Annotated in this window: 21 protein-coding genes and 1 riboswitch; of the genes, 12 read left to right on the top strand and 9 right to left on the bottom strand. The window is 70.5% G+C overall.

Annotated elements, in window-relative coordinates:
* Positions 1–445: 445 nt before the first annotated feature.
* Complete coding sequence (locus RWN05_RS17760; protein WP_079003301.1) at positions 446–1,153, top strand: winged helix-turn-helix domain-containing protein; 708 nt, start codon at positions 446–448, stop codon at positions 1,151–1,153.
* An 81-nt stretch (positions 1,154–1,234) separates the two neighbouring features.
* Here RWN05_RS17760 and RWN05_RS17755 read toward each other — a convergent pair whose 3' ends face one another.
* Complete coding sequence (locus RWN05_RS17755) at positions 1,235–2,242, bottom strand: DMT family transporter (protein ID WP_079003302.1); 1,008 nt, start codon at positions 2,240–2,242, stop codon at positions 1,235–1,237.
* Positions 2,242–3,516: an AI-2E family transporter gene (locus tag RWN05_RS17750; protein ID WP_079003303.1), complete on the bottom strand. Its 1,275-nt coding sequence runs from the start codon at positions 3,514–3,516 to the stop codon at positions 2,242–2,244. The genes RWN05_RS17755 and RWN05_RS17750 overlap by 1 nt, the downstream gene beginning before the upstream one ends.
* 182 nt (positions 3,517–3,698) lie before the next feature.
* On the opposite strand from RWN05_RS17750, the gene RWN05_RS17745 reads away from it, so the two are divergent.
* The 7 genes from RWN05_RS17745 (at position 3,699) to RWN05_RS17715 (ending at position 9,669) form a co-directional block, all read left to right on the top strand.
* On the top strand, positions 3,699–4,259 hold the full coding sequence (locus RWN05_RS17745; protein ID WP_314140565.1) for an RNA polymerase sigma factor: 561 nt from the start codon (positions 3,699–3,701) through the stop codon (positions 4,257–4,259).
* Positions 4,256–4,873: a hypothetical protein gene (locus tag RWN05_RS17740; protein ID WP_064294648.1), complete on the top strand. Its 618-nt coding sequence runs from the start codon at positions 4,256–4,258 to the stop codon at positions 4,871–4,873. Before RWN05_RS17745 ends, RWN05_RS17740 begins: the two co-directional genes overlap by 4 nt.
* Complete coding sequence (locus RWN05_RS17735) at positions 4,866–5,234, top strand: hypothetical protein (RefSeq protein WP_314140564.1); 369 nt, start codon at positions 4,866–4,868, stop codon at positions 5,232–5,234. Before RWN05_RS17740 ends, RWN05_RS17735 begins: the two co-directional genes overlap by 8 nt.
* 378 nt (positions 5,235–5,612) lie before the next feature.
* Entirely contained in the window at positions 5,613–6,044 is a 432-nt protein-coding gene (locus RWN05_RS17730) for a MarR family winged helix-turn-helix transcriptional regulator (RefSeq protein ID WP_064294625.1), read from the top strand.
* An 89-nt stretch (positions 6,045–6,133) separates the two neighbouring features.
* On the top strand, positions 6,134–7,636 hold the full coding sequence (locus RWN05_RS17725) for an AlkA N-terminal domain-containing protein (RefSeq protein ID WP_314140563.1): 1,503 nt from the start codon (positions 6,134–6,136) through the stop codon (positions 7,634–7,636).
* Positions 7,633–8,193: a methylated-DNA--[protein]-cysteine S-methyltransferase gene (locus RWN05_RS17720; protein WP_314140562.1), complete on the top strand. Its 561-nt coding sequence runs from the start codon at positions 7,633–7,635 to the stop codon at positions 8,191–8,193. Before RWN05_RS17725 ends, RWN05_RS17720 begins: the two co-directional genes overlap by 4 nt.
* Before the next feature lie 105 nt (positions 8,194–8,298).
* Positions 8,299–9,669, top strand: coding sequence for a deoxyribodipyrimidine photo-lyase (locus RWN05_RS17715; RefSeq protein WP_314140561.1), 1,371 nt, complete (start codon positions 8,299–8,301; stop codon positions 9,667–9,669).
* 77 nt (positions 9,670–9,746) lie between these two features.
* Here the strand turns inward: RWN05_RS17715 and RWN05_RS17710 are convergent, their stop codons facing one another.
* Entirely contained in the window at positions 9,747–10,403 is a 657-nt protein-coding gene (locus RWN05_RS17710) for a response regulator transcription factor (protein ID WP_314140560.1), read from the bottom strand.
* Positions 10,396–11,661: a sensor histidine kinase gene (locus RWN05_RS17705; RefSeq protein ID WP_314140559.1), complete on the bottom strand. Its 1,266-nt coding sequence runs from the start codon at positions 11,659–11,661 to the stop codon at positions 10,396–10,398. Before RWN05_RS17705 ends, RWN05_RS17710 begins: the two co-directional genes overlap by 8 nt.
* A gap of 176 nt (positions 11,662–11,837) precedes the next feature.
* Between RWN05_RS17705 and RWN05_RS17700 the strand changes: the two genes are divergently transcribed.
* The 3 genes from RWN05_RS17700 (at position 11,838) to RWN05_RS17690 (ending at position 14,142) form a co-directional block, all read left to right on the top strand.
* Positions 11,838–12,923, top strand: a complete 1,086-nt coding sequence (locus tag RWN05_RS17700; RefSeq protein ID WP_079003311.1) for an ABC transporter permease — start codon at positions 11,838–11,840, stop codon at positions 12,921–12,923.
* A 61-nt stretch (positions 12,924–12,984) separates the two neighbouring features.
* Complete coding sequence (locus RWN05_RS17695) at positions 12,985–13,689, top strand: ABC transporter ATP-binding protein (protein WP_314140558.1); 705 nt, start codon at positions 12,985–12,987, stop codon at positions 13,687–13,689.
* A gap of 51 nt (positions 13,690–13,740) precedes the next feature.
* Positions 13,741–14,142 carry a hypothetical protein gene (locus tag RWN05_RS17690; RefSeq protein WP_314140556.1) on the top strand — a complete coding sequence of 134 codons (402 nt, stop codon included), beginning with the start codon at positions 13,741–13,743 and terminating at the stop codon, positions 14,140–14,142.
* 108 nt (positions 14,143–14,250) lie between these two features.
* Here the strand turns inward: RWN05_RS17690 and RWN05_RS17685 are convergent, their stop codons facing one another.
* The 4 genes from RWN05_RS17685 to thiM form a co-directional block, all read right to left on the bottom strand.
* Positions 14,251–14,547: a pyrimidine/purine nucleoside phosphorylase gene (locus RWN05_RS17685; RefSeq protein WP_064296149.1), complete on the bottom strand. Its 297-nt coding sequence runs from the start codon at positions 14,545–14,547 to the stop codon at positions 14,251–14,253.
* 47 nt (positions 14,548–14,594) lie between these two features.
* Complete coding sequence (locus RWN05_RS17680; RefSeq protein ID WP_153303517.1) at positions 14,595–16,163, bottom strand: bifunctional hydroxymethylpyrimidine kinase/phosphomethylpyrimidine kinase; 1,569 nt, start codon at positions 16,161–16,163, stop codon at positions 14,595–14,597.
* Complete coding sequence (gene thiE / locus RWN05_RS17675) at positions 16,160–16,870, bottom strand: thiamine phosphate synthase (protein ID WP_240555554.1); 711 nt, start codon at positions 16,868–16,870, stop codon at positions 16,160–16,162. Before thiE ends, RWN05_RS17680 begins: the two co-directional genes overlap by 4 nt.
* A complete protein-coding gene (gene thiM, locus RWN05_RS17670) occupies positions 16,867–17,718 on the bottom strand; it encodes a hydroxyethylthiazole kinase (RefSeq protein ID WP_314140555.1) in 852 nt (283 codons plus the stop codon). Before thiM ends, thiE begins: the two co-directional genes overlap by 4 nt.
* Positions 17,710–17,810: riboswitch (TPP riboswitch) on the bottom strand. Its footprint overlaps the gene before it by 9 nt.
* A 60-nt stretch (positions 17,811–17,870) precedes the next feature.
* Here thiM and RWN05_RS17665 point away from each other — a divergent pair.
* Positions 17,871–18,392 carry a DUF1622 domain-containing protein gene (locus tag RWN05_RS17665; protein WP_071258628.1) on the top strand — a complete coding sequence of 174 codons (522 nt, stop codon included), beginning with the start codon at positions 17,871–17,873 and terminating at the stop codon, positions 18,390–18,392.
* Between the two features lie 10 nt (positions 18,393–18,402).
* On the opposite strand, the gene RWN05_RS17660 is transcribed toward RWN05_RS17665, so the two are convergent.
* Positions 18,403–19,086, bottom strand: coding sequence for an HAD family phosphatase (locus RWN05_RS17660; protein ID WP_071258626.1), 684 nt, complete (start codon positions 19,084–19,086; stop codon positions 18,403–18,405).
* Positions 19,087–19,113: the final 27 nt, after the last annotated feature.

Here is a 19,113-nt window from a genome sequence, read left to right as displayed (position 1 = left end):
CCGCCTCATCTCAGTTGTGCCGCCAGCTGGCAATCCCCGAGTAACAGAACGTCATCTTCTGCTCGCACTTGACAGGATCCGGGGGATTCCTGTTGTATTGCGGACTATGACGACCAACGCGCCCACCCCGACCTCCTTCGAGGCCCCTGGGAACGCCGGCATGATGATGCCCGGCCGCGCTGTCATGTGCTGTCGAATGTGTCGCTGATCCGACTCCTCCAGCACCGGTAGCGATCCACACGGATCCGCTCCACTGCTCCCAGCACCTCCGAGTCCGCCGCTCCCCCACCAGGTGAGCCGACTCCCGGACGCACCCCGTCCGCACCCGGCCGACGCGCCACTTCCCGGATCGCGGGACCGCAACTGCCCACCGGCAAGCGGGATCACCCCGAGCGCACCGCGCACGATCCGTCGCAGCATCATCACTCCCGAGGACCTCGCACCCATGTCTCTTGCAGCCGTTCAGACCACCCGCCCCACCCGCCAGCTCGCCGCCGTCGAGGACGCACCTCGGGCCGCGACCCCGCACGTCCGTGCTGTTCCGGCCGGCCCCGAAGCCCGAGGCTTCGTCCTCTACGTCGGCCTCGACGAGGCGAAGGCGGCGGCGGCCGGCACGAGCCTCGGTGAGATCGTCGAGGCCATCAAGGCCCTGACCGCCCAGTTCGCCCCGGAGGCCGAGACGCACGCAGCCGTCGCACTGGCCCCGCGCGGTGCCGGCGGCCGCGACCTCGACGTCGTCCGGCTCGCCCTGCAGGACCCCTCGGCACTCGCGGCCCACCGTGACGAGGTCGACGAGGAGGAGCAGGACCGCGCCCACGCGGGTGTCGTCGTCGACATCTCCCGAAAGCGCCTGGTACTCGACAACGAGGCCGCGCCGCTCACGTACAAGGAGTTCGAGCTCCTCCAGTACCTCGTCCTCCGCGAGGGACGCACGATCGAGCGCGCGGAGCTCATCTCCTCGCTGTGGCGCGCCGGCGACGACGAAGAGGTTCCGAACGAGCGGACCATCGACGTCCACGTTCGTCGCCTCCGCGCCAAGCTCGGCCGCTACGAGGACATCGTCCGCACCGTGCGCGGTGTCGGCTACCGCTTCGACCGCCACGCGGACGTCTCCATCCGCTACGCCAGCACCCCGTCGCCCGACCTGTTCTGAGCCGGTTCGGCGGCCCCACCGACGAGACGACGGGCCCGGTGCGTGGGTGTTCCACTCACCGGGCCCGTCGAAGGTTCTGCGTCAGATGACGCGGGGCTTCTTCGGCTTGTCGCCGGGAGCCGGGACCGGTCGCATCGCGAGCTTCCAGACGCCGAACACGGCCACCGCTCCGGCGACGACGAACAGCACGAGGGCGTACCAGGGGGCGTTCGAAGCCTCGCCCAGCACCACGATGCCGATGCCGACCGCGACGAGCGGGTCGACGACGGTGAGTCCGGCGACCACGAGGTCCGGCTGCCCGCTCTGGTGCGCCTTCTGGACGAAGAAGCCACCGAGCCCGGCGGCCACGAGCAGGCCGATGATGCCGACGACGGTGAGCCCCTCGAAGTTCTGCGTGATCACCCGGTTGATGACCACCTTCGCGAGCGTGACGACGAAGCCGTACAGCACACCGGCTGCGACCACGTAGAAGACGGTGTGCAGCTTCCGCCGCCACAGGGCGTACGCCGCCGCGAGTGCAGCGGTCACGACCGCGAGCATGATGAGGATGATGATGAGCTGCGGCTGACGGATCGGCTCCTCCACCGCGTACAGCGCCGCGACGATGACGAAGAGACCGATACCGGCGACGCAGAGCACCATCGCGCGGGTCTGCTCCTTCGTGATCTTCACCCGGGTGACCCTGGCGTTCAGGAGCGCCGTGATCACGAGGGCGATCGCCCCCAGGGGCTGCACGACGATGAGCGGAGCGAAGCCGAGCGCGACGAGCTGGAACACGATCGCCAGGCCGAGGAGCAACGTCCCGATGAGCCAGGACGGACGCCCGAGGAGCTGCGGCAGCTGCTTCAGACCGAAGGCCGACGACGCCGCCTCCACCTTGCCGACACCGCGGGACTGCAACTGCGTCCCGACCGCGAGGAAGAACGCTCCGACGAGCGCGATCGGGATGCCGATCGCCTGGTACGGCGTGACACTGATCGTGGGGATGTCGATGTCGACCGCAGTGCGGGCGGACTGCGCGACGACACCGGCTGTACCAGACAGCAGCAGGGCGCCGGCCGCAAGGGCCGGGAACGACGTGGCCGCCATCACTTCGCCGCCGCACTCGTGCCGACGGCCGCCGTCTCGGCGTCACCGAGTTTGTTCTCCGGTACCACTTTGGAGTCCTGGCTCGGGAAGATGACCTTCTGCACGATGATGATGATCGACGCGGCGACCGGGATCGCGACGAGGGCTCCGAGGATGCCACCGAGGGCGCCGCCACCGAACGCCGCGATCACGACAAGGGCTCCGGGGACGGCGACCGCCTTGTTCATGATGCGCGGGCTGAGGAAGTACGCCTCGATCTGCATGTAGATCAGGTAGTAGATGATCGCGATGAGTGCCGTCACCGGCGAGACGAAGAGGCAGAGCGCACTGTTCACGATCGAGGCGCTGAGCGTGCCGACGAGCGGGATCATCGATCCGATGAACGCCAGCAGGGCGAGCAGCGGCGGGAACGGCGCTCCGATGATGCTGAGGAAGATGAAGCTCAGCACGCCGTTGACCAAGGCGAGTCCGACCTGTCCGACCACGTAGCGCCCGACGGCCTGGGTGATCTCCTCGAGCACCTGCGCGAAGCCCTCGCGGCGGTAGGCGGGGAGGAACCGGTACGTGACGGCCTTCATCGACCGCAGGGAGGCGAGGAAGTAGAGGGTCAGGATGAGGACGATGATCGAGCCGGTGATTCCCGACGCGACCCCCGCTCCGACCGCGACGATGCCGCCACCGATGTTCAGCAGGTTGTTGGGGTCCTTGAGGAAGGAGAACGCGTCGTTGAGCGCCGAGTCGATGTCGAGCGTGTTCCCGATCGTGTTCTGCACCCACGCGACGAAGTCACTGTTGAGGAACTGCTGGGAGATCCGGGGGTAGTCGCTCACGAAGTTCGAGATCTGCGTCACGAGCAACGGCACGATGGCGAAGATGATCCCGACGAACGCGCCGATCACGGCGAGGAAGACGACGGCGATGGCGAGGCCGCGCGGCAGCTTCTGCTCGAGCCATGACACGAGCGGGTCGAGGCCGAGCGCGATGAAGAGCGCGACGCCGACGTAGATCAGCGTGGTGCTGAGCTGCGACACGATGCTCCCGATCACGAGCGCGACGAGGACGCCGATGCCACCCACGAGTCCGATCCGGAACGCGTTGATACGGACGCTCGGAGCCGACGGCTGGAGGGCGGCGACCACGGCGGCCGACGGCGGGGAGGATGCGGCGGCCTTCGCCGCACGCTCCTGCTTGGCTTCCTGGTGCTTGGCGCGCCTGGCTTCGCGTTCCTCCGGGGTGGAGGAGAACCCGGGCAACCGGAGTTTGGGGGTCTTCATGGTGCGGTCTCCTCGGTGATGATGCCGTCGTGGTGCTGGGGGCGTTCACATGGACCGCCGCTCTGTGCCTACAGTAGTGAGACGGAGCCCGACCCGCTGATGTCACGGTCCGGTACGACGAAATCGGCGGAAGTCGCCTCGGGCCGGAACAGAGAGGTGGTGCGACGGTGGGAGCTGATCCAATGCGCACATCGGTCGGCCTCCTCGAGCAGGCGACCGACCGCACCCTCGTCGAACGGTGCGTCGACGGCGACACCCGCGCGTTCCAGGTGCTCATCACGCGCTACGGCCGGATGATGAAGGCGTACGCCGTGCGACTCACGCGTTCCTCGGCGGACGGCGACGACGTCGTCCAGGAGGCGCTCATCTCGGCCTGGAAGCGGATCGACACGCTCGAGGACGGCGCGATGGTCAAGAGCTGGCTGATGCGCATCGTCAGCCGTCGAGCGATCGACCTCATGCGGCAGCGCAAGGACACCGAGTCGACCGACGACGCCATCATCGAGGCCCCGGAGCGCGACGGACCCGAACGGAAGGCCGAGGCATCGTCGCAGCTGGGAGCACTGTCAGCAGCACTCGACAGACTGCCGCACGGACAGCACCAGGCTTGGGTGCTCCGCGAGATCGGCGGATACTCGTACGAGGAGATCGCCGAACAACTGGGGCAGAGCGTCGCCAGCGTCCGAGGGAGTCTCGCACGGGCTCGGGCGACACTGGTCAAGGAGATGGAGGGGTGGCGATGAACACCGATATTCCGGGCCCCGGACCGGGTGAGCCGGGCGGCTGCGCGCACGGCATCGACGCCCTCACGGATTACCTCGAACGCGACATGCTGCCGGCCGACCCGTCGATCGACGACTCACCGGAATGCCAGCGGATCCTCCGGTCGCTTCGACGCGTCCGCGCGCTTGCCACGCCCTTGCGGGAGGCGGACGAGGCGGCGGTCACCGCGCTCGACCAGGACTGGATCCGCGGGATCATGGAGAACATCGGCCGCGAGGCGAAGGCCGGGCGCGACATCCCGTTCGCCGCATCCGACGACGACGCGGCGCTCGTCATCACGGAGGGCACGGTCCGCGGGCTGGTCCGCGGTGCCGGCGACCGCACCCCCGGCGTGCTCGTGGGTCGCTGCGTGCTCGAGGGCGACGTCACCGTGGTCGGCGAACCGATCATGCTCCATGTCACCGTGAGCATCGGTTGGGGCAAGTCGGTCGCCGAGACGGTCTCGCTGTTCCGCGAGGAGGTCGCAGCCAGCCTCCAGCAGCACACGGACCTCGTCGTGGCAGGACTCGACATCGTCGTCGACGACCTGCACTTCGAGGCCGACGAGATCGGAGAGGTGGGGGACGATGCATGACCTGACGGAGACGGACGACGATCTCGGAGCGCTCGCGAGCTCACTCGACGACGTGGTGCTGGCGGTACCGGGCGTCGACGGGTTGACCGCCGTCGAGCCCACACTGCTCCGGGCCGCCAAGGAGGGCGTCGGAGCACTGCTCGGCTCGCCCGATCAGCAGACACGGGTGAGCGTCAGGCGCGTCACAGGCGTCCTGACCGTCCACACCAACATCTCCGTGGCAGCTGAGGCGGCCTCCCCTGCCGTCGCGCAGGCGGTCCACCGCGCCATCGCGGACCGGCTCCCCTCGTCCCCCGGCGAGGGCGCTCCGTCCATCACCGTCCGCGTGATCGACGTCGTCCCGAGCGGCTCCCAGGACTGACCCGACGGCAGGGTCCGCGCTGCGACAGGAACGCGGATCGGCTTGCGTCCGGCTTCCAGGGGTTCGTCCTGCGTTCGCGCTCCGCGCTGGTAGCACACTCGGACAACTCCCAGTAAAAATAACGTTCTGATAACTACCGCTCGTTACCGATCCGTTATATGGTTTTGGAACGTTAGTTGTTTTGCTGTGGCAGCTGACGGAATGTGATTGCAGGACACTCTTGGTGCAAGGGAAAGAGAGCCGGTCGTAGCCTCTGCGACCGGCTCTCGTCATGTCCGGAGACGATACGGATCGCAACCACCTCGTCCCGACGCGCGGCTCGACGTCCGTCCAGGATAGATTCAGGTGGTGGATCGTCGGACGGCAGCGGGAGCAGGTATGGACGAGAGGCGACTCGCGATCGCCGCGTGGGAGTCACTCTTCCGCGCGCAGGTCGACGTGATGCGCCACATCTCGCACGACTTCCCGAGCCACGGCATCTCGCTCAACGAGTACGACGTCCTGCACACGATGTCGCGGGAGCCCGATCGTCGCATCCGTCTGCGCGACCTCAACTCGAGTGTGCTGCTCTCGCAGCCGAGCATCAGCCGTCTGGTCGACCGGCTCGTCGCGCGCGGGCTGGTCGGCAAATGCCCCGACCCGGACGACGGCCGCGGCACCCTCGTCCGCATGACCGACGCGGGATACGAGGTCTACCGTGCGGTCGCCATCGCCCACGGTGCGACGATCGCCGAACGCGTGACCACCTCGCTCAGCCCGCAGGAGATGGCGACCCTCGCGGCGCTCAGCGACAAGCTCCGCGGAGCGTGAGCCGCGCCGACTGACCCGACGCGGACGGCCCCCACTGTCGTGTCCGATTTCCGCTCGTCCGACCCGGTGGCGCATGTCAGACTCGGATCATGGACGACACCCGGAGCATGGACTTCGCCGAACGCTACCGCGCGATCCAAGCCCGCGACCAGCGCTTCGACGGGCAGTTCATCACGGCCGTGAGCTCCACGGGGATCTACTGCCGGCCGTCCTGCCCGGCTCGGACCCCGAAGCCGGAGAACGTCACCTTCTACGCGACGAGCGCTGCAGCGCACGAGGCCGGCTTCCGCGCGTGCAAACGGTGCCTGCCCGAGGCCGTCCCGGGCACGCCCGCCTGGAACCTCGGTAACGACGTCGCCGCGCGCAGCATGCGCCTCATCGCCGACGGCGTCGTCGAACGCGAAGGTGTCCCCGGGCTCGCCTCGCGTCTCGGGTACTCGAGCCGCCATCTGACACGGATCCTCAGCGCCGAGCTGGGCGCGGGTCCACTCGCGCTGGCACGTGCCCACCGTGCGCAGGGTGCTCGACAGCTGCTGACCGGCACCGACCTCCCCTTCGGTGACATCGCCTTCGCCGCCGGGTTCTCGAGCATCCGGCAGTTCAACGACACGATGCGGGAGGTGTTCGAGCTCACCCCAGGTGAGCTGCGCGCGAAACACCGGACGGTCGGCGAACACGCCCCCGGCTCGATCACCCTGACCCTGCCGTTCCGCCGCCCGTTCGACGCAGCGGGCGTCTTCGCGTGGCTCGCCCCACGGGCGGTGGACGGCGTCGAGCTCGCGGGCCCCGACCACTACGCCCGGCTCCTCGCCCTCCCCGGTGGCACGGCGTGGTTCGAAGTCCGGCAGGTCGGCGACGAGCTCCGACTCACCGCCGAGGTGACGGACCTCGCCGACCTGCCGGTGCTCGTCTCGCGGGTCCGTCGGCTCTTCGACCTTGACGCCGACCCCACGTCCGCCGACGCCGTCCTCGCGACGGACCCGCGTCTCGCCGCCTCGGTCGCGGCCACACCGGGCATCCGACTCCCCGGGGCGGTCGACCCGGAGGAGATGCTGGTCCGGGCGATGGTCGGGCAGCAGATCACCGTGGCCGCGGCGCGCACCCAGCTCCGTCGTCTCGCGGACGAGGTGAGCACGACGGTCCCCGAACGACACGGACTGCACCGGCTCTTCCCGACGGCGTCGCAGATCGCGAACGGCGGGGAGGCCGCACTCGTCGGGCCCCGAGCGCGGATCGACAGCCTGCTCGGCGTCGCAGGGGCGCTCGTGTCCGGTGAACTCGCGATCGGCTTCGGTGACGACCGTGACGAGCTCCGAGCCCGCCTGCTCGCCATGAAGGGGATCGGTCCGTGGACGGCCGACTACGTCAGCATGCGGGTGCTCGGCAACCCCGACGCTTTCCTGCCCGGCGACGTCGCCGTCCGCACGGGTGCGGGCCGGCTCGGTTTGCCCTCCGACGCGCGCGCCCTCACCGCGGAAGCGGACGCCTTCGCCCCGTGGCGCTCCTATCTCTGCCTCCATCTGTGGAAGGCGGCCTCCACACCGGCACCGTCCTCCGCACCATCAACCCTCGAGAAAGGTCCAGCAGCATGACCACCGTCATCTCCAGCACGAGGATCCGCCGCGGTGACGGCCACGTGTCCGGCGCACAGCTCACCGCGACCAGCCAGACCGTCGACACCCCGGACGGCCCCTTCACGATCCTCGCGCGCGAGGACGGGGCGGTGCTCTCCTCAGGGTGGTCCGACGACATCGACGTCATGCTCGAACGGATCCGACCCGCCGACCGCCCCGGCGAGACGGTGGCGGGGACGATCGGGGCGATGGACGCCGTCCGCGCGTACTACGACGGCGACCTGACGGCGATCGACGTGGTGCCGGTCGCCCAGTTCGGCGGCCCGTTCCGCACGCACGCCTGGACGGTGCTGCGGACGATCGCCGCGGGACACCCGGTGACCTACACGGAGTTCGCCGCGGCGAGCGGGCGGCCGTCGGCGGTCCGCGCTGCGGCGAGCGCCTGCGCGACGAACGCGCCCGCCTTGTTCGTCCCGTGCCACCGCGTCCTCCGGACCGACGGGACGCTCGGCGGGTTCGCCTGGGGACTCGACGTCAAGCGGTCGTTGCTCGACCGCGAGGCCGCGCTGAGCTGAGCGGGCACCTCGACCAATTCGGTGACACCGGACGGCACGATGACCGGAACGGGCGGGTTCGGTCAACCCCGCGGCTCGAACGGATCGTCCGCGTAGGCTGACGGGATGGCTGCCGCACCGACGATCGTATGGTTCCGTGACGACCTCCGCCTGGCGGACAACCCCGCGCTGCACGCGGCCGTCGAGCTCGGTTCACCGATCCTCTGCCTGTTCGTCCTCGACGACAGCGACGAGCTGCGGCCGCTCGGCGGCGCGTCCCGCTGGTGGCTGCACCACAGCCTCGATGCGCTCGGCGACGACATCCGTGGTCTCGGCGGCACGCTGCTCCTGCGGTCCGGGAGCGCGGCGACCATCGTGCCCGAACTCGCCCACTCGATCGGTGCCGGTGCCGTCCTGTGGAACCGTCGCTACGGCGCGGCCGAGCGGGAGATCGACGCCGGGATCAAGTCGGAGCTGAAGGATGCCGGCCTCGACGCGCGCAGCTTCGCCGCGAACCTCCTCGCAGAACCGTGGGAGATCGTCACCGGCCAGGGCCAGCCGTACTCCGTCTTCACCCCGTTCTGGAAGGCGTCGCTCCAGCGACACGCGGCGAACCCGCCGAGGCACCCGCTCCCCGCGCCCACCACGTTGACGTCGATGTCGGAGCCGCCCGCCGGCGACGAGCTCGAGTCCTGGGACCTGCTCCCGACGAAGCCCGACTGGGCTGCGGGACTGCGCGAGCAGTGGACGCCGGGCGAGGCCGGCGCCGACGCACGGCTCGCCGACTTCCTCGGCGGTGGCGTCTCCGGCTACACCGAGGATCGCGACTACCCGGCCCAGCCGTCGACCTCCGGGCTCTCCCCGCACCTCCGCTTCGGCGAGATCAGCTCGCCGCAGATCTGGTACGCCGCCCGCGACGGACGCCGACACCTCGGCGACGACGGCGCCACCTTCCTCAAGGAGCTCGGCTGGCGCGAGTTCGCCTACCACTGCCTCTTCGCCTTCCCCGACCTCGCGACGCGCAACTGGCGTCAGGCCTTCGACCGGTTCCCCTGGCCGGACGTCGACCAGGAGGCGTTCGACGCGTGGAAGACCGGCAAGACCGGGATCCCACTCGTCGACGCCGGCATGCGGGAGTTGTGGGCGACGGGCACCATGCACAACCGGATCCGGATGGTGACGGCGTCGTTCCTCACCAAGAACCTGCTCATCCACTGGAAGCTCGGCGAGGACTGGTTCTGGGACACGCTCGTCGACGCCGACCCGGCGTCCAACCCCTTCAACTGGCAGTGGGTGGCCGGCAGCGGCTTCGACGCCTCGCCCTACTTCCGGATCTTCAACCCCGAGCGACAGCGCGAACGCTTCGACGCCGACGACGCGTACATCAAGCGGTGGGTGCCCGAGTTCGGGACGCCCGACTACCCCGAGCCGATCGTCGACCTCGGCGAGACGAGGCAGGCTGCGCTCGCGGCGTACGAGCAGGTCAAGGGGGCGTAGCTCCGGGCCGTCGTCCTGCGACACTTCGACAAGCTCAGTGACCGGATGCGCCGGTCCCTGAGCCTGTCGAAGGGCGCTCAGCGGGAGCGGAAGAGACCGGCGCGCTGGGCCGCGGCGATCGCCGCCGAGCGGTTCGACACGTCGAGCTTCGTGTAGATGTGCGCGAGATGCGACTTCACCGTCGTCTCCCCGACATGCAATCGCCCGGCGATCTCGAGGTTGGTGAGCCCCTCGGCCGCCCGCGCGAGCACCTCGATCTCCCGCGCGCTCAGCGCCTGTTGCGGTGCACTCACCCGGGCGACCAGACGGGTCGCCACCGCCGGCCCGAGCACCGAGTTCCCGCCGGCCGCCGAGCGGATGCCGTCGATGAGGTCCTCCGGGGCGGCGTCCTTCAACAGGTACCCCGCGGCTCCGGCTTCGATCGCGCCGAGGATGTCGGCGTCGGAGTCGTAGTTCGTCAGCACGAGGACCGACGGGCCGTCCGGCAGCGACGCGATCTCCCTCGTCGCATCGATCCCCGTCGGACCATCGCCGAAGCTCAGATCCATGAGGACGAGGTCGGCGCCGGGTGCGGCGGCCACAGCCTCGGCTGCGGTCGATGCGGTCCCGACCACCTCGATGTCGGCGATCGGCGCGAGCACCGCGAGGAGTCCGGCTCGGACGATCGGGTGGTCGTCCGCCACCACGACCCGGATGACCGGCGGCTCGCCGGCATCGGTCGCATCGTCACGCATGGGCGTCCCCTTCCGCTCCTGGTGCCGCGAACCGCACGGTGATGGTCGTGCCGGCGCCCGGCGAACTGCGCACCTCGACCTCGCCACCCAGTTCGGTGATGCGGCGGCGCATGGACGTCATGCCGAACGGACCGCCCGCAGTGCGCTCGGCGACCCTCGCCGGATCGAACCCCACCCCGTCGTCGTCGATGTCGAGGATGACCTCCTCGTCGAGGTAGGTGAGGGTGACGTCCGCCCGGCTCGCTCCGGCATGCCGGACGACGTTCGCGAGACTGCTCTGCGCAGCCCGGAGGAGCGCGGTCGTCACCGGCGTGCCGAGGACGAACGCATCGCCGGTGACCGTCGTGGAGACCGGCGTGCCGCTCTGGGCGGTCGTCGTCTCGGCGAGCCGACCGAGCGCGTCCGCGATCGTCGCACCCACCAACGCCGGCGGGCTCAGCTCGTCGATGAGGCTGCGCGTCTCGGCGAGAGCCGTCGCCGCGGCGTCCCGGGCCAGCCCGATGTGCGAACGCAGCTGCTCCGTGCCCGGCCGCTCGGCGGCGGAGCGTTCGGCCGCGTGCAGGAGCAGTTGGATGCTCGACAGGGCCTGGGCGACCGTGTCGTGGAGGTCTGCGGCGAGGCGCTCGCGCTCCGCCAGCTTCCCCGCCTGCCGACCGCGCTCGGCGAGCTCCTCGCGTGCCGCGACGAGCTCGGCGATGAGTCGCTCCCGCTCGGCCGCCTCCCGGGCCAGCGCCTCGTAGCCGAGTCCGATCGCGACGGCCACGGCCGCACCGACGAGCGGGCCGACGACTCCCCCGACACTGAAGCCGGCGTGCAGGCCGATCGCGACGACCGCGGCGACGGTGGCGATCACGACGGCGGGCACCGAGACGGCCCTGGGGAGGAGGTGCAGATAGAGGAAGAACAACGGGAAGACCAGGTAGGCGGCATCCGGGCTGAGGAGGACGAGGACCACCCACTCGACGCTGAGCAGCACCAGCCAGGCGAGGACGGACACCCGACCTCGCCGAACGCCCGCCGGAGCGGTGGCGCGGTCGGTCCCTCCGCTGGCGGCCACCGCACGGCGGACCCGACCGCCGAGGGTCGCGCCGGCGGCGTAGGTGAGCAGCGTGACGACGGCGAAGACGATCGCCGCAAGGGCCGCCTGGCCACCGACCGAGACGGATCGCGCGATCACGAGCACGATGAGTGCGGTGACGAGGCCGTGGAGGCCGAGCTGCAGGCCGGTGAACACGGGGCTGAGTGCCGAGTGCTTCATCCGCCCAGCGTACGGCGGGGATCGTCCTCGCGAATCATCAGAAAGGTGGAACGTCGCCTCCACCCGCCAGCGCCGGAGGACCGTCCCGTCCGACGATGCCCGGAGTCGGCGACGCGACGAGGCTGGAATCCTGCCGCACCACGGAGACGCCGTAGGACGGCTGACAAGGAGTCCCCATGTTCGTCGCCTGGCGCGATATGCGCTTCGCCACCGGTCGCTTCGTGCTGATCGGGGCGGTCGTCGCCCTCATCACCCTGCTCGTCGGATTCCTCAGCGGCCTCACCGCAGGGCTGGCGAACCAGAACATCTCGGCGATCACCGGGCTGGGTGCGTCGAGCATCGTCCTTGCGGCCCCGTCCGACGGCGAGCAGGCGACGTTCGCGGACTCCGCGATCGACGCGGACGCGGCCACGACGTGGGCTGCGGTCCCCGGAGTCGACGGTGTCCAGGAACTCGGCATCGGCCAGACGCGGATGACCACGGACGACGCGCGCACCTCCGTGGCGCTGTTCGGGATCAGTGGCGACGCCGTCGCGGGTCGCACCGTCGACGTGCCCGCCGACGGGACCGCCCGCCTGAGCCGGACCGCCGCGGAGGCCCTCCACGTCTCCCGAGGCGACACCGTCTCGATCGGTGGCAGCGAACTCGAGGTCGGATCGGTCGTCGACGACCAGTGGTACAGCCACACGCCGGTCGTCTGGACGAGCCTGGCCGAGTGGCGGTCGCTGCAGGCTGCGCAAGGGTCCCCCGGCGACGGAGCGACCGCGCTCGCCATCGCCGGGAACCCGAGCGCCGAAGCGGTGACGGAGGCGGAGCAGGCCACCGGCACGGTGTCGAAGGACGTCCTGTCTTCCCTGCTCGCGATCGGCTCGTTCCGCTCCGAGATCGGATCGCTCCTCCTCATGGTCGCCATGCTGTTCGGGATCTCCGCGCTCGTCATCGGAGCCTTCTTCACGGTGTGGACCATGCAGCGCGCGGGCGACGTGGCGATCCTCAAAGCGCTGGGCGCGACGACCCGTCGGCTGTCGCTCGATGCGCTCGGCCAGGCGCTCGTCCTCCTCGTCATCGGTGTCGGGCTCGGCATCGGCATCACCGCCGCACTCGGTTCCGCGGCGGGCACGGCACTGCCCTTCGTGCTCAGCCCACTGACGACGCTCGTGCCCGGGGTGATCATGATCGCCCTCGGTCTGATCGGAGCGGCGTTCGCCCTGCGGTCCATCCTCTCGGCCGACCCGCTGACCGCGCTCGGCGGCAACCGGTGAACGCGCCCGACCTCCCTGTCTCCTTCCTCGCACCCGCCCTCGTCACCATCGGAGTCTCCGCATGATCTCGCTCACCGACGTCACCATCACCTTCCCCGACGGCGACCACCGCGTCACCGCCGTCGACCACGCGACCCTCACCGTCCCGGCCGGGACCGTCACCGCGCTCACCGGGCCATCGGGCTCCGGGAAGTCGAGTGTGCTCGCCGTCGCAGCCGGCCTCATCCGGCCCGACAGCGGCCTCGTGGAGGTGGCGGGGGTCGACGTCACCTCCCTCGACCGCCGTGCGGCCACCGACTTCCGCCGCACGAGGCTCGGCATCGTGTTCCAGCAGGCCAACCTGCTGCCGTCGCTCACGGCCCTCGAGCAGTTGTGCGTCCTCGGGACGCTCGGCGGCCGCACGTCGCGGGCCGACCGGACGCGCACCCGCGAGCGGGCCACGATGCTGCTCGCCGCCGTCGGGCTCGCCGACCAGGCCGGCAAGCGGCCGCATCAGCTCTCGGGTGGTCAGCGGCAGCGGGTCAACATCGCGCGCGCCCTCATGAACGAGCCCGACGCCCTCGTCGTGGATGAGCCGACCAGTGCGCTCGACCACGAGCGGGGATCCGCGATCATCGAGCTCATCCTCGAACTCACCGCGACCTCGGGCGCCGCGACGCTGCTCGTCACCCACGATCGGAGCCACCTCGACCGCATGGACCAGGTGCTCGTCATGGAGGACGGTCGGCTCAGCGCCGCCGCCGACGCGCTGGCCCTGCGGTCCTGAGGTCCTCCGTCGCCCGGCGGTAGGGTGAGGTCACGTCGAGAGAGGACCGCCATGCGCCGTGCCACCCGTGGGCTGACCGTGATCGCGATCGTCGGAGCGGTGCTCGGCACGAGCGCCTGCACCGGTGGCGCGGACTCACCCTCCGGTCAGAGCTCCGCGAGCGAGGCCGGCGTGATCGCACCCGTCATCGTGCAGCTCGTCGATCAGGACGGCCGCACCGTCACCGTCGGCCTCGACAACGTGGTGGACCTCGTCGCCGTCGATCCGACCGTGTGGTCCGCGGAGATCGAGGATCCGTCGATCGCGGAGTACGTGCCGGGCGGCTCCCGCGGCGGCGCGTCCTTCAACCCCGGTCTGCAGCCGGTCGAGGTCGGGAGCACGACGGTGACACTGACGAACAGCTCAGACGATTCGACCGTCGTCCTCACGCTCGAGGTCGTCGACCGGTCCTGAGCCGGGACACTCGGACGAACCGAACCGGCCCCTGAGCCGTTCGGAGGGCGCACCCCAACCGGTCCCTGAGCTGCGCCGCACTGAGCCTGTCGAAGTGTCGAAGGGCGTTCAGATGTTGAGGTAACGGCAGAGGTACGCCGTGGTGACCTCGACCTCGACCTGGAAGCTGCTGCTCCCCGGGACGCTGAACTGCGCGTCGGGCCCGAAGTCCTGCCACGCACTCGTGTTCGGCAGCAGCACGCGGAGCTTGCCGGAGATCACGGACATCTCCTCGGCCTTGCCCGTGGTGAAGGTGTACTCCCCCGGCTCCATCACTCCGACACTGGCCGACTCCGCACCGGGCTCGTTCGTGGTGAAGCCGATCGACTTCACGTTGCCGTCGAAGTACTCGTTGCTCGTCAGCATCAGGGGCCTCTCGTCGTGGTCCGGGACCGCGGCGGCGGATCCGGCCTTCATCGTATCGGCTCGGCGAAGAAGGCCTCCTCGTGAGCGGCCGAGGCGAGGAACGCCCGACGCATCGTGTCGCGGCCGGTCTCGTCCGCGCGAGCTGCCGCCCCGGCGACGATCTCGATCGCCCGGGCGTTCGCGGTCGCGAAGGCGGGGTCGGCGTAGGTGTCGAGCCACGCGGCGAACGGGTGCTCCGCGTGCGATGCGTCGACGAGCCGTTCACCGAGATCCTGGTAGATCCAGTAGCAGGGCAACACGGCGGCGACCACCCGCCCGTAGTCGCCGTCGACCGTCGCCGCGTGCAGGTGGTCGAGGTACGCCGTGGTCGTCGCCGATGGTTCCACCTCCATACCGCTCACGGCATACGCGCTGAGCCAGGTGCGATGCAGCTCCATCTCGGCCTCGATCGAGCTCGCCGCGCCGGTCGCCCAGAACACCTGCTCCTCGGCCGTCGGCGCCAAGGCACTCGCTCGTGCGAGGACCCGGGAATACGCCCGCAGGTAGATCGCGTCCTGCTGCAGGTACCAGGCGAACCGGGCCGGATCGAGGGTGCCGTCCGCGAGCGTCGTCACGAACGGCAGGTGATCGATCCGCGTCCGCACCTTGGCGATCTCCTCCCACCAGTCCGCGACGATGTCGGCACCGCCCTGCCGCCGTGAGGTCGTCCCGCCCGCTGCCCACAGCTCGGCGAAGTGGCTGATCGGGCCGTTGCCCGAGCCGACCTCGAGCGCGTCCGCGTGCCGGAGGCTCGTCGTGAGCCACGCCTTCGCCTCGCCGAGCGCCTCGGTCCAGGACCCCGACCGGGCGACGAGGGTGGCCATCGCGCTCGACAGGGAGCACCCGGTCCCATGGGTGTTCACCGTGTCGACCCGCGCACCGTCGAACTCGACGAATGATCCGTCGTCGCCCAGACCACCGGTGGCGTCGACGAGCGCATCCGGGCACGCGGTCGTCCCCGTCAGGTGCCCGCCCTTCACGAGCACGATCACGCCCGCCTGCACCGAGACCCGCTCCGCCTGCGCGAGTGCGTCGGCCCAACTCGTCGCCACCGGCTCGGCCGCGAGGACGGCGAGCTCCGGCAGGTTCGGGGTCACGAGGTCGACGTGCGGCAGGAGCGCGCGCATGGCCGCTTCGGCGTCGCGGTGGAGGAGACGGTCGCCGCTCGTCGCCACCATCACCGGGTCGAGGACGACGGGTCCGGTCTCGGTCTCCTGCAGCCAGCTCGACACGGTGTCGATGATCGCGACATCGCCCAGCATCCCGATCTTGACCGCGTCGATCACCACGTCGTCCGCGACCGCGTCCAACTGCTCGCGGAGGAACCCGACCGGCGGGGTGTGCACGGACCGGACGCCCCGGGTGTTCTGCGCGACGAGCGCGGTGACGACCGCCATGCCGTATCCGCCGTTCGCGGCGATGCTCTTGAGATCGGCCTGGATCCCGGCACCACCGGTCGGGTCGGTCCCGGCGATGCTCAGCACCCGGGGTGTCTCGCGGATCGTGACGGGTCGTCGACCGTGCACCCGGTTCGAGTTCGACGACTCCGGCGTCGTCGACGGTTCCACGGCGCTCATGCCGAGACCTCGGTCCAGGCGCTGCGGAACGCCCGGGCGGCGGCCGCCGGATCGTCGGCGGCGCAGATGGCGGAGACGACGGCGAGACCACCGGCACCGGCGGCGTGGAGCTCGACCGTGTCGTCCAGTGACACCCCACCGATGGCGACGCACGGGAGCGGGGTCGCGGCGGCGATCGCGGCGAACCCCTCCACGCCGAGCGGCGCCGGGTGGTCCGGCTTCGTCGTCGTCGGGCGGATGACGCCGACGCCCAGGTAGTCGACCGTCCCGGGTGACAGCGCTGCGACCGCGTCGAGGTGCGCCGGGGTGTTCGCCGTCAGTCCCACGACGGCGGCCTGCCCCACGATACGACGCACGGCGTCGACCGGGAGATCGCTCTGACCCACGTGGACGCCGTGGACGACGGCACCGGCGGAACGGGCCGCGAGGAAGACGTCCACCCGGTCGTCGACGAGGAGCAGCGCCCGACCGGCGACGACCTCCGCCGCACGCACGGTCAGGTCGAACAGCGCTCGCGCCGACGCGGTCTTCTCCCGCAGCTGGACCGCGGTCACCCCGCCGTCGACGGCTCGGCGCACGACGTCGAGGACACCGCGATCCCCGCTGGCCGAGGCGTCCGTGACGAGGTAGGTGGCGATGCCGCGGCGCACGAGCTCGGCGTGCGAACGGGCCGCGAGGACCCGGTCCGCGGTGGTCGAGGCGCTCACGCGATCACCGCCAGGCTGCGGACGGTGTCGGCGTCGAGGAGGTGGAGGCGGTCGAGGAAGGCGGGAGCGAAGGAGCCGGGGCCGCGGCTCTCCGCAGCCGCAAGCTGCGCGGCGACCGTGTACGCGGTGGTCGCCGCGACCGTCGTCAGCAACCGGTCGTCGTCGAGTGAGGCGAAGGCGGCGAGTACGGCACCAAGGGCACAGCCGCCGCCCGTCACGAGGGTGAGCCAGGCGTGCCCGTTCGAGCAGCGGACGATGCGCTCACCGTCGGTGATGACGTCCGTCGGGCCGGAGATCGCGACGACGGCGCCCGAGGTGCGGGCGATCGCGGTGGCCGCCTCGATCGCGCTGTCGACCGAGTCGGTGCTGTCGACCCCGCGACCGCCGGCGCCCAGTCCGGCGAGGGCGATGATCTCGCTGGCGTTGCCGCGGACGATCGTCGGCCGGAGGTCGAGGAGGTCGGCGGCGAGCGCCGTGCGCACCGGTAGGAAGCCGACGGCCACGGGGTCGAGCACCCACGGTGTGCCGGCGTCGTTCGCGGCGGAGGCGGCCTCGACCATCGCCTCGCGCTGCTCCGCCTGCGGCGTCCCGAGATTGAGGAGCACCCCGGAGGCGATGCGGGCGAACGGCCCGGCTTCGGTGGGGATGTCGGTCATCGCCGGGGCGGCGCCGAGGGCGAGCAGGACGTTCGCGGTGAAGTTCGTCACCACGGCGTTCGTGATCGATTGGACGAGCGGCGTGTGCTCTCGCAGGCGCTCGAGGAGGTCCCCGGACGCGCTCGCGAACTCGCCGACGGACGAGTCGTCGGTGGACGGGTGGGCGGACTGCTGCGGTGTGCGAACGCTCATTCGCGACATCCCTTCGCTCGGACTAACGAGATCAGGTTCGACGGGTGTGTTCTCAGCCGATCGTCGTGGGATCGGCACCCCGTGTCACTCGCGACCACCCTAGCGGGTCGGCCCGGCTTCCCGTCCAGCGGGCGGGCGAGGATGATGGAGGGATGGACTTCTTCGAGCTGGTCACCATCGTCTTCGAGGTCGCCGGTGTCGGGGCGATGGTCGTGGGCTTCGTGATCGCCGTCACCCTCTCGGCCCGCCTGTGGTGGAGCACGCGCGACGGCGCTCGGGCCTTCCGGATGCTGCGGGAGACGATCGGCTCGGTCATCCTGCTCGGGCTGGAGATCCTCGTGGCCGCAGACCTCGTGAAGACGGTCACGTCGACGCCGTCGCTGACCGACGCGCTCGTCCTCGCGATCATCGTCGTCATCCGCACCCTGCTGAGCTTCTCCCTGCAGATCGAGATCGAGGGCACCCTCCCCTGGAGGCGCCTGGCGACGACCGGCCCGCAGTTGTTCGACCGCGCGGTCAAGCGCGGCGGCGAACGCACCCGACGTCGCGCCGAGGAGCAGGACGCCTCGGCCCAGGATCTCGAACCGTCCGATGCGACGCCGGCACCGACGGTCGCGGCGCAGCCGATCCCCGACGACGAGGACGGCTTCCCGGAGCTCCGCAGTCGCAGCTAGCGCGGCACGGCTAGCGTGCCGCGGAGGCCGCCCAGGTGTCGCGGATGAGGTCGGGCAGCAGGCGCATGTCGTCGAAGACGTGGGTGCCGTCGCCGATGAGCCGCTCGGCGGGCGTCATGCCGCCGGCGTAGGCGTAGACCGTCATGCCGGCCGCACGGGCAGCCAGGACGCCGACGACGCTGTCCTCGACGACCGCGCACCGCTCGGGGGCCGTGTCGAAGTCGGCGGCGGCGTGCAGGAAGAGGTCGGGTGCGGGCTTGCCGACGGCGACGTCGGTCGCGCTGAAGATGCGCCCGTCGAAGCGGTCGTGGATGCCCACCTGCCCGAGGTTGCGGACGACGTCGTGCAGCATCCCGTTCGAGGCGACGCACAGCGGCACCCCGGTCGCAGCGATACCGTCGAGGGCGTCGACGACCCCGTCGACGGCCTCGAGCTCACGTTCGCAGATGCCGCGGAACATGTCGCTCCAGCGCTGGATCCAGTCGGCCTCGAGCGGCTTCCCGAGGCGCTGCTCGACCAGCGTCGCGTACGTCTCGAGTGAGGCGCCGACGAAGAGCTCCCGCACCTCCGCCTCGGTGTAGTCGCCGCCGACCTCGTTGAGGAGCTGCAGGTTCACCCGGACGGAGATGCGTTCCGTGTCGACGAGGGTGCCGTCGCAGTCGAAGATGACGAGGTCCGGATAGTCGACTGGCATGCTCCGAGCCTAAACGACGCCGCCTGC

Source organism: uncultured Plantibacter sp. (genome assembly GCF_963518075.1).
Classification (GTDB): domain Bacteria; phylum Actinomycetota; class Actinomycetes; order Actinomycetales; family Microbacteriaceae; genus Plantibacter; species Plantibacter flavus_A.
The sequence above is the reverse complement of the archived record's forward strand: the minus strand, read 5'-3'. Positions and strand labels throughout refer to the sequence as shown.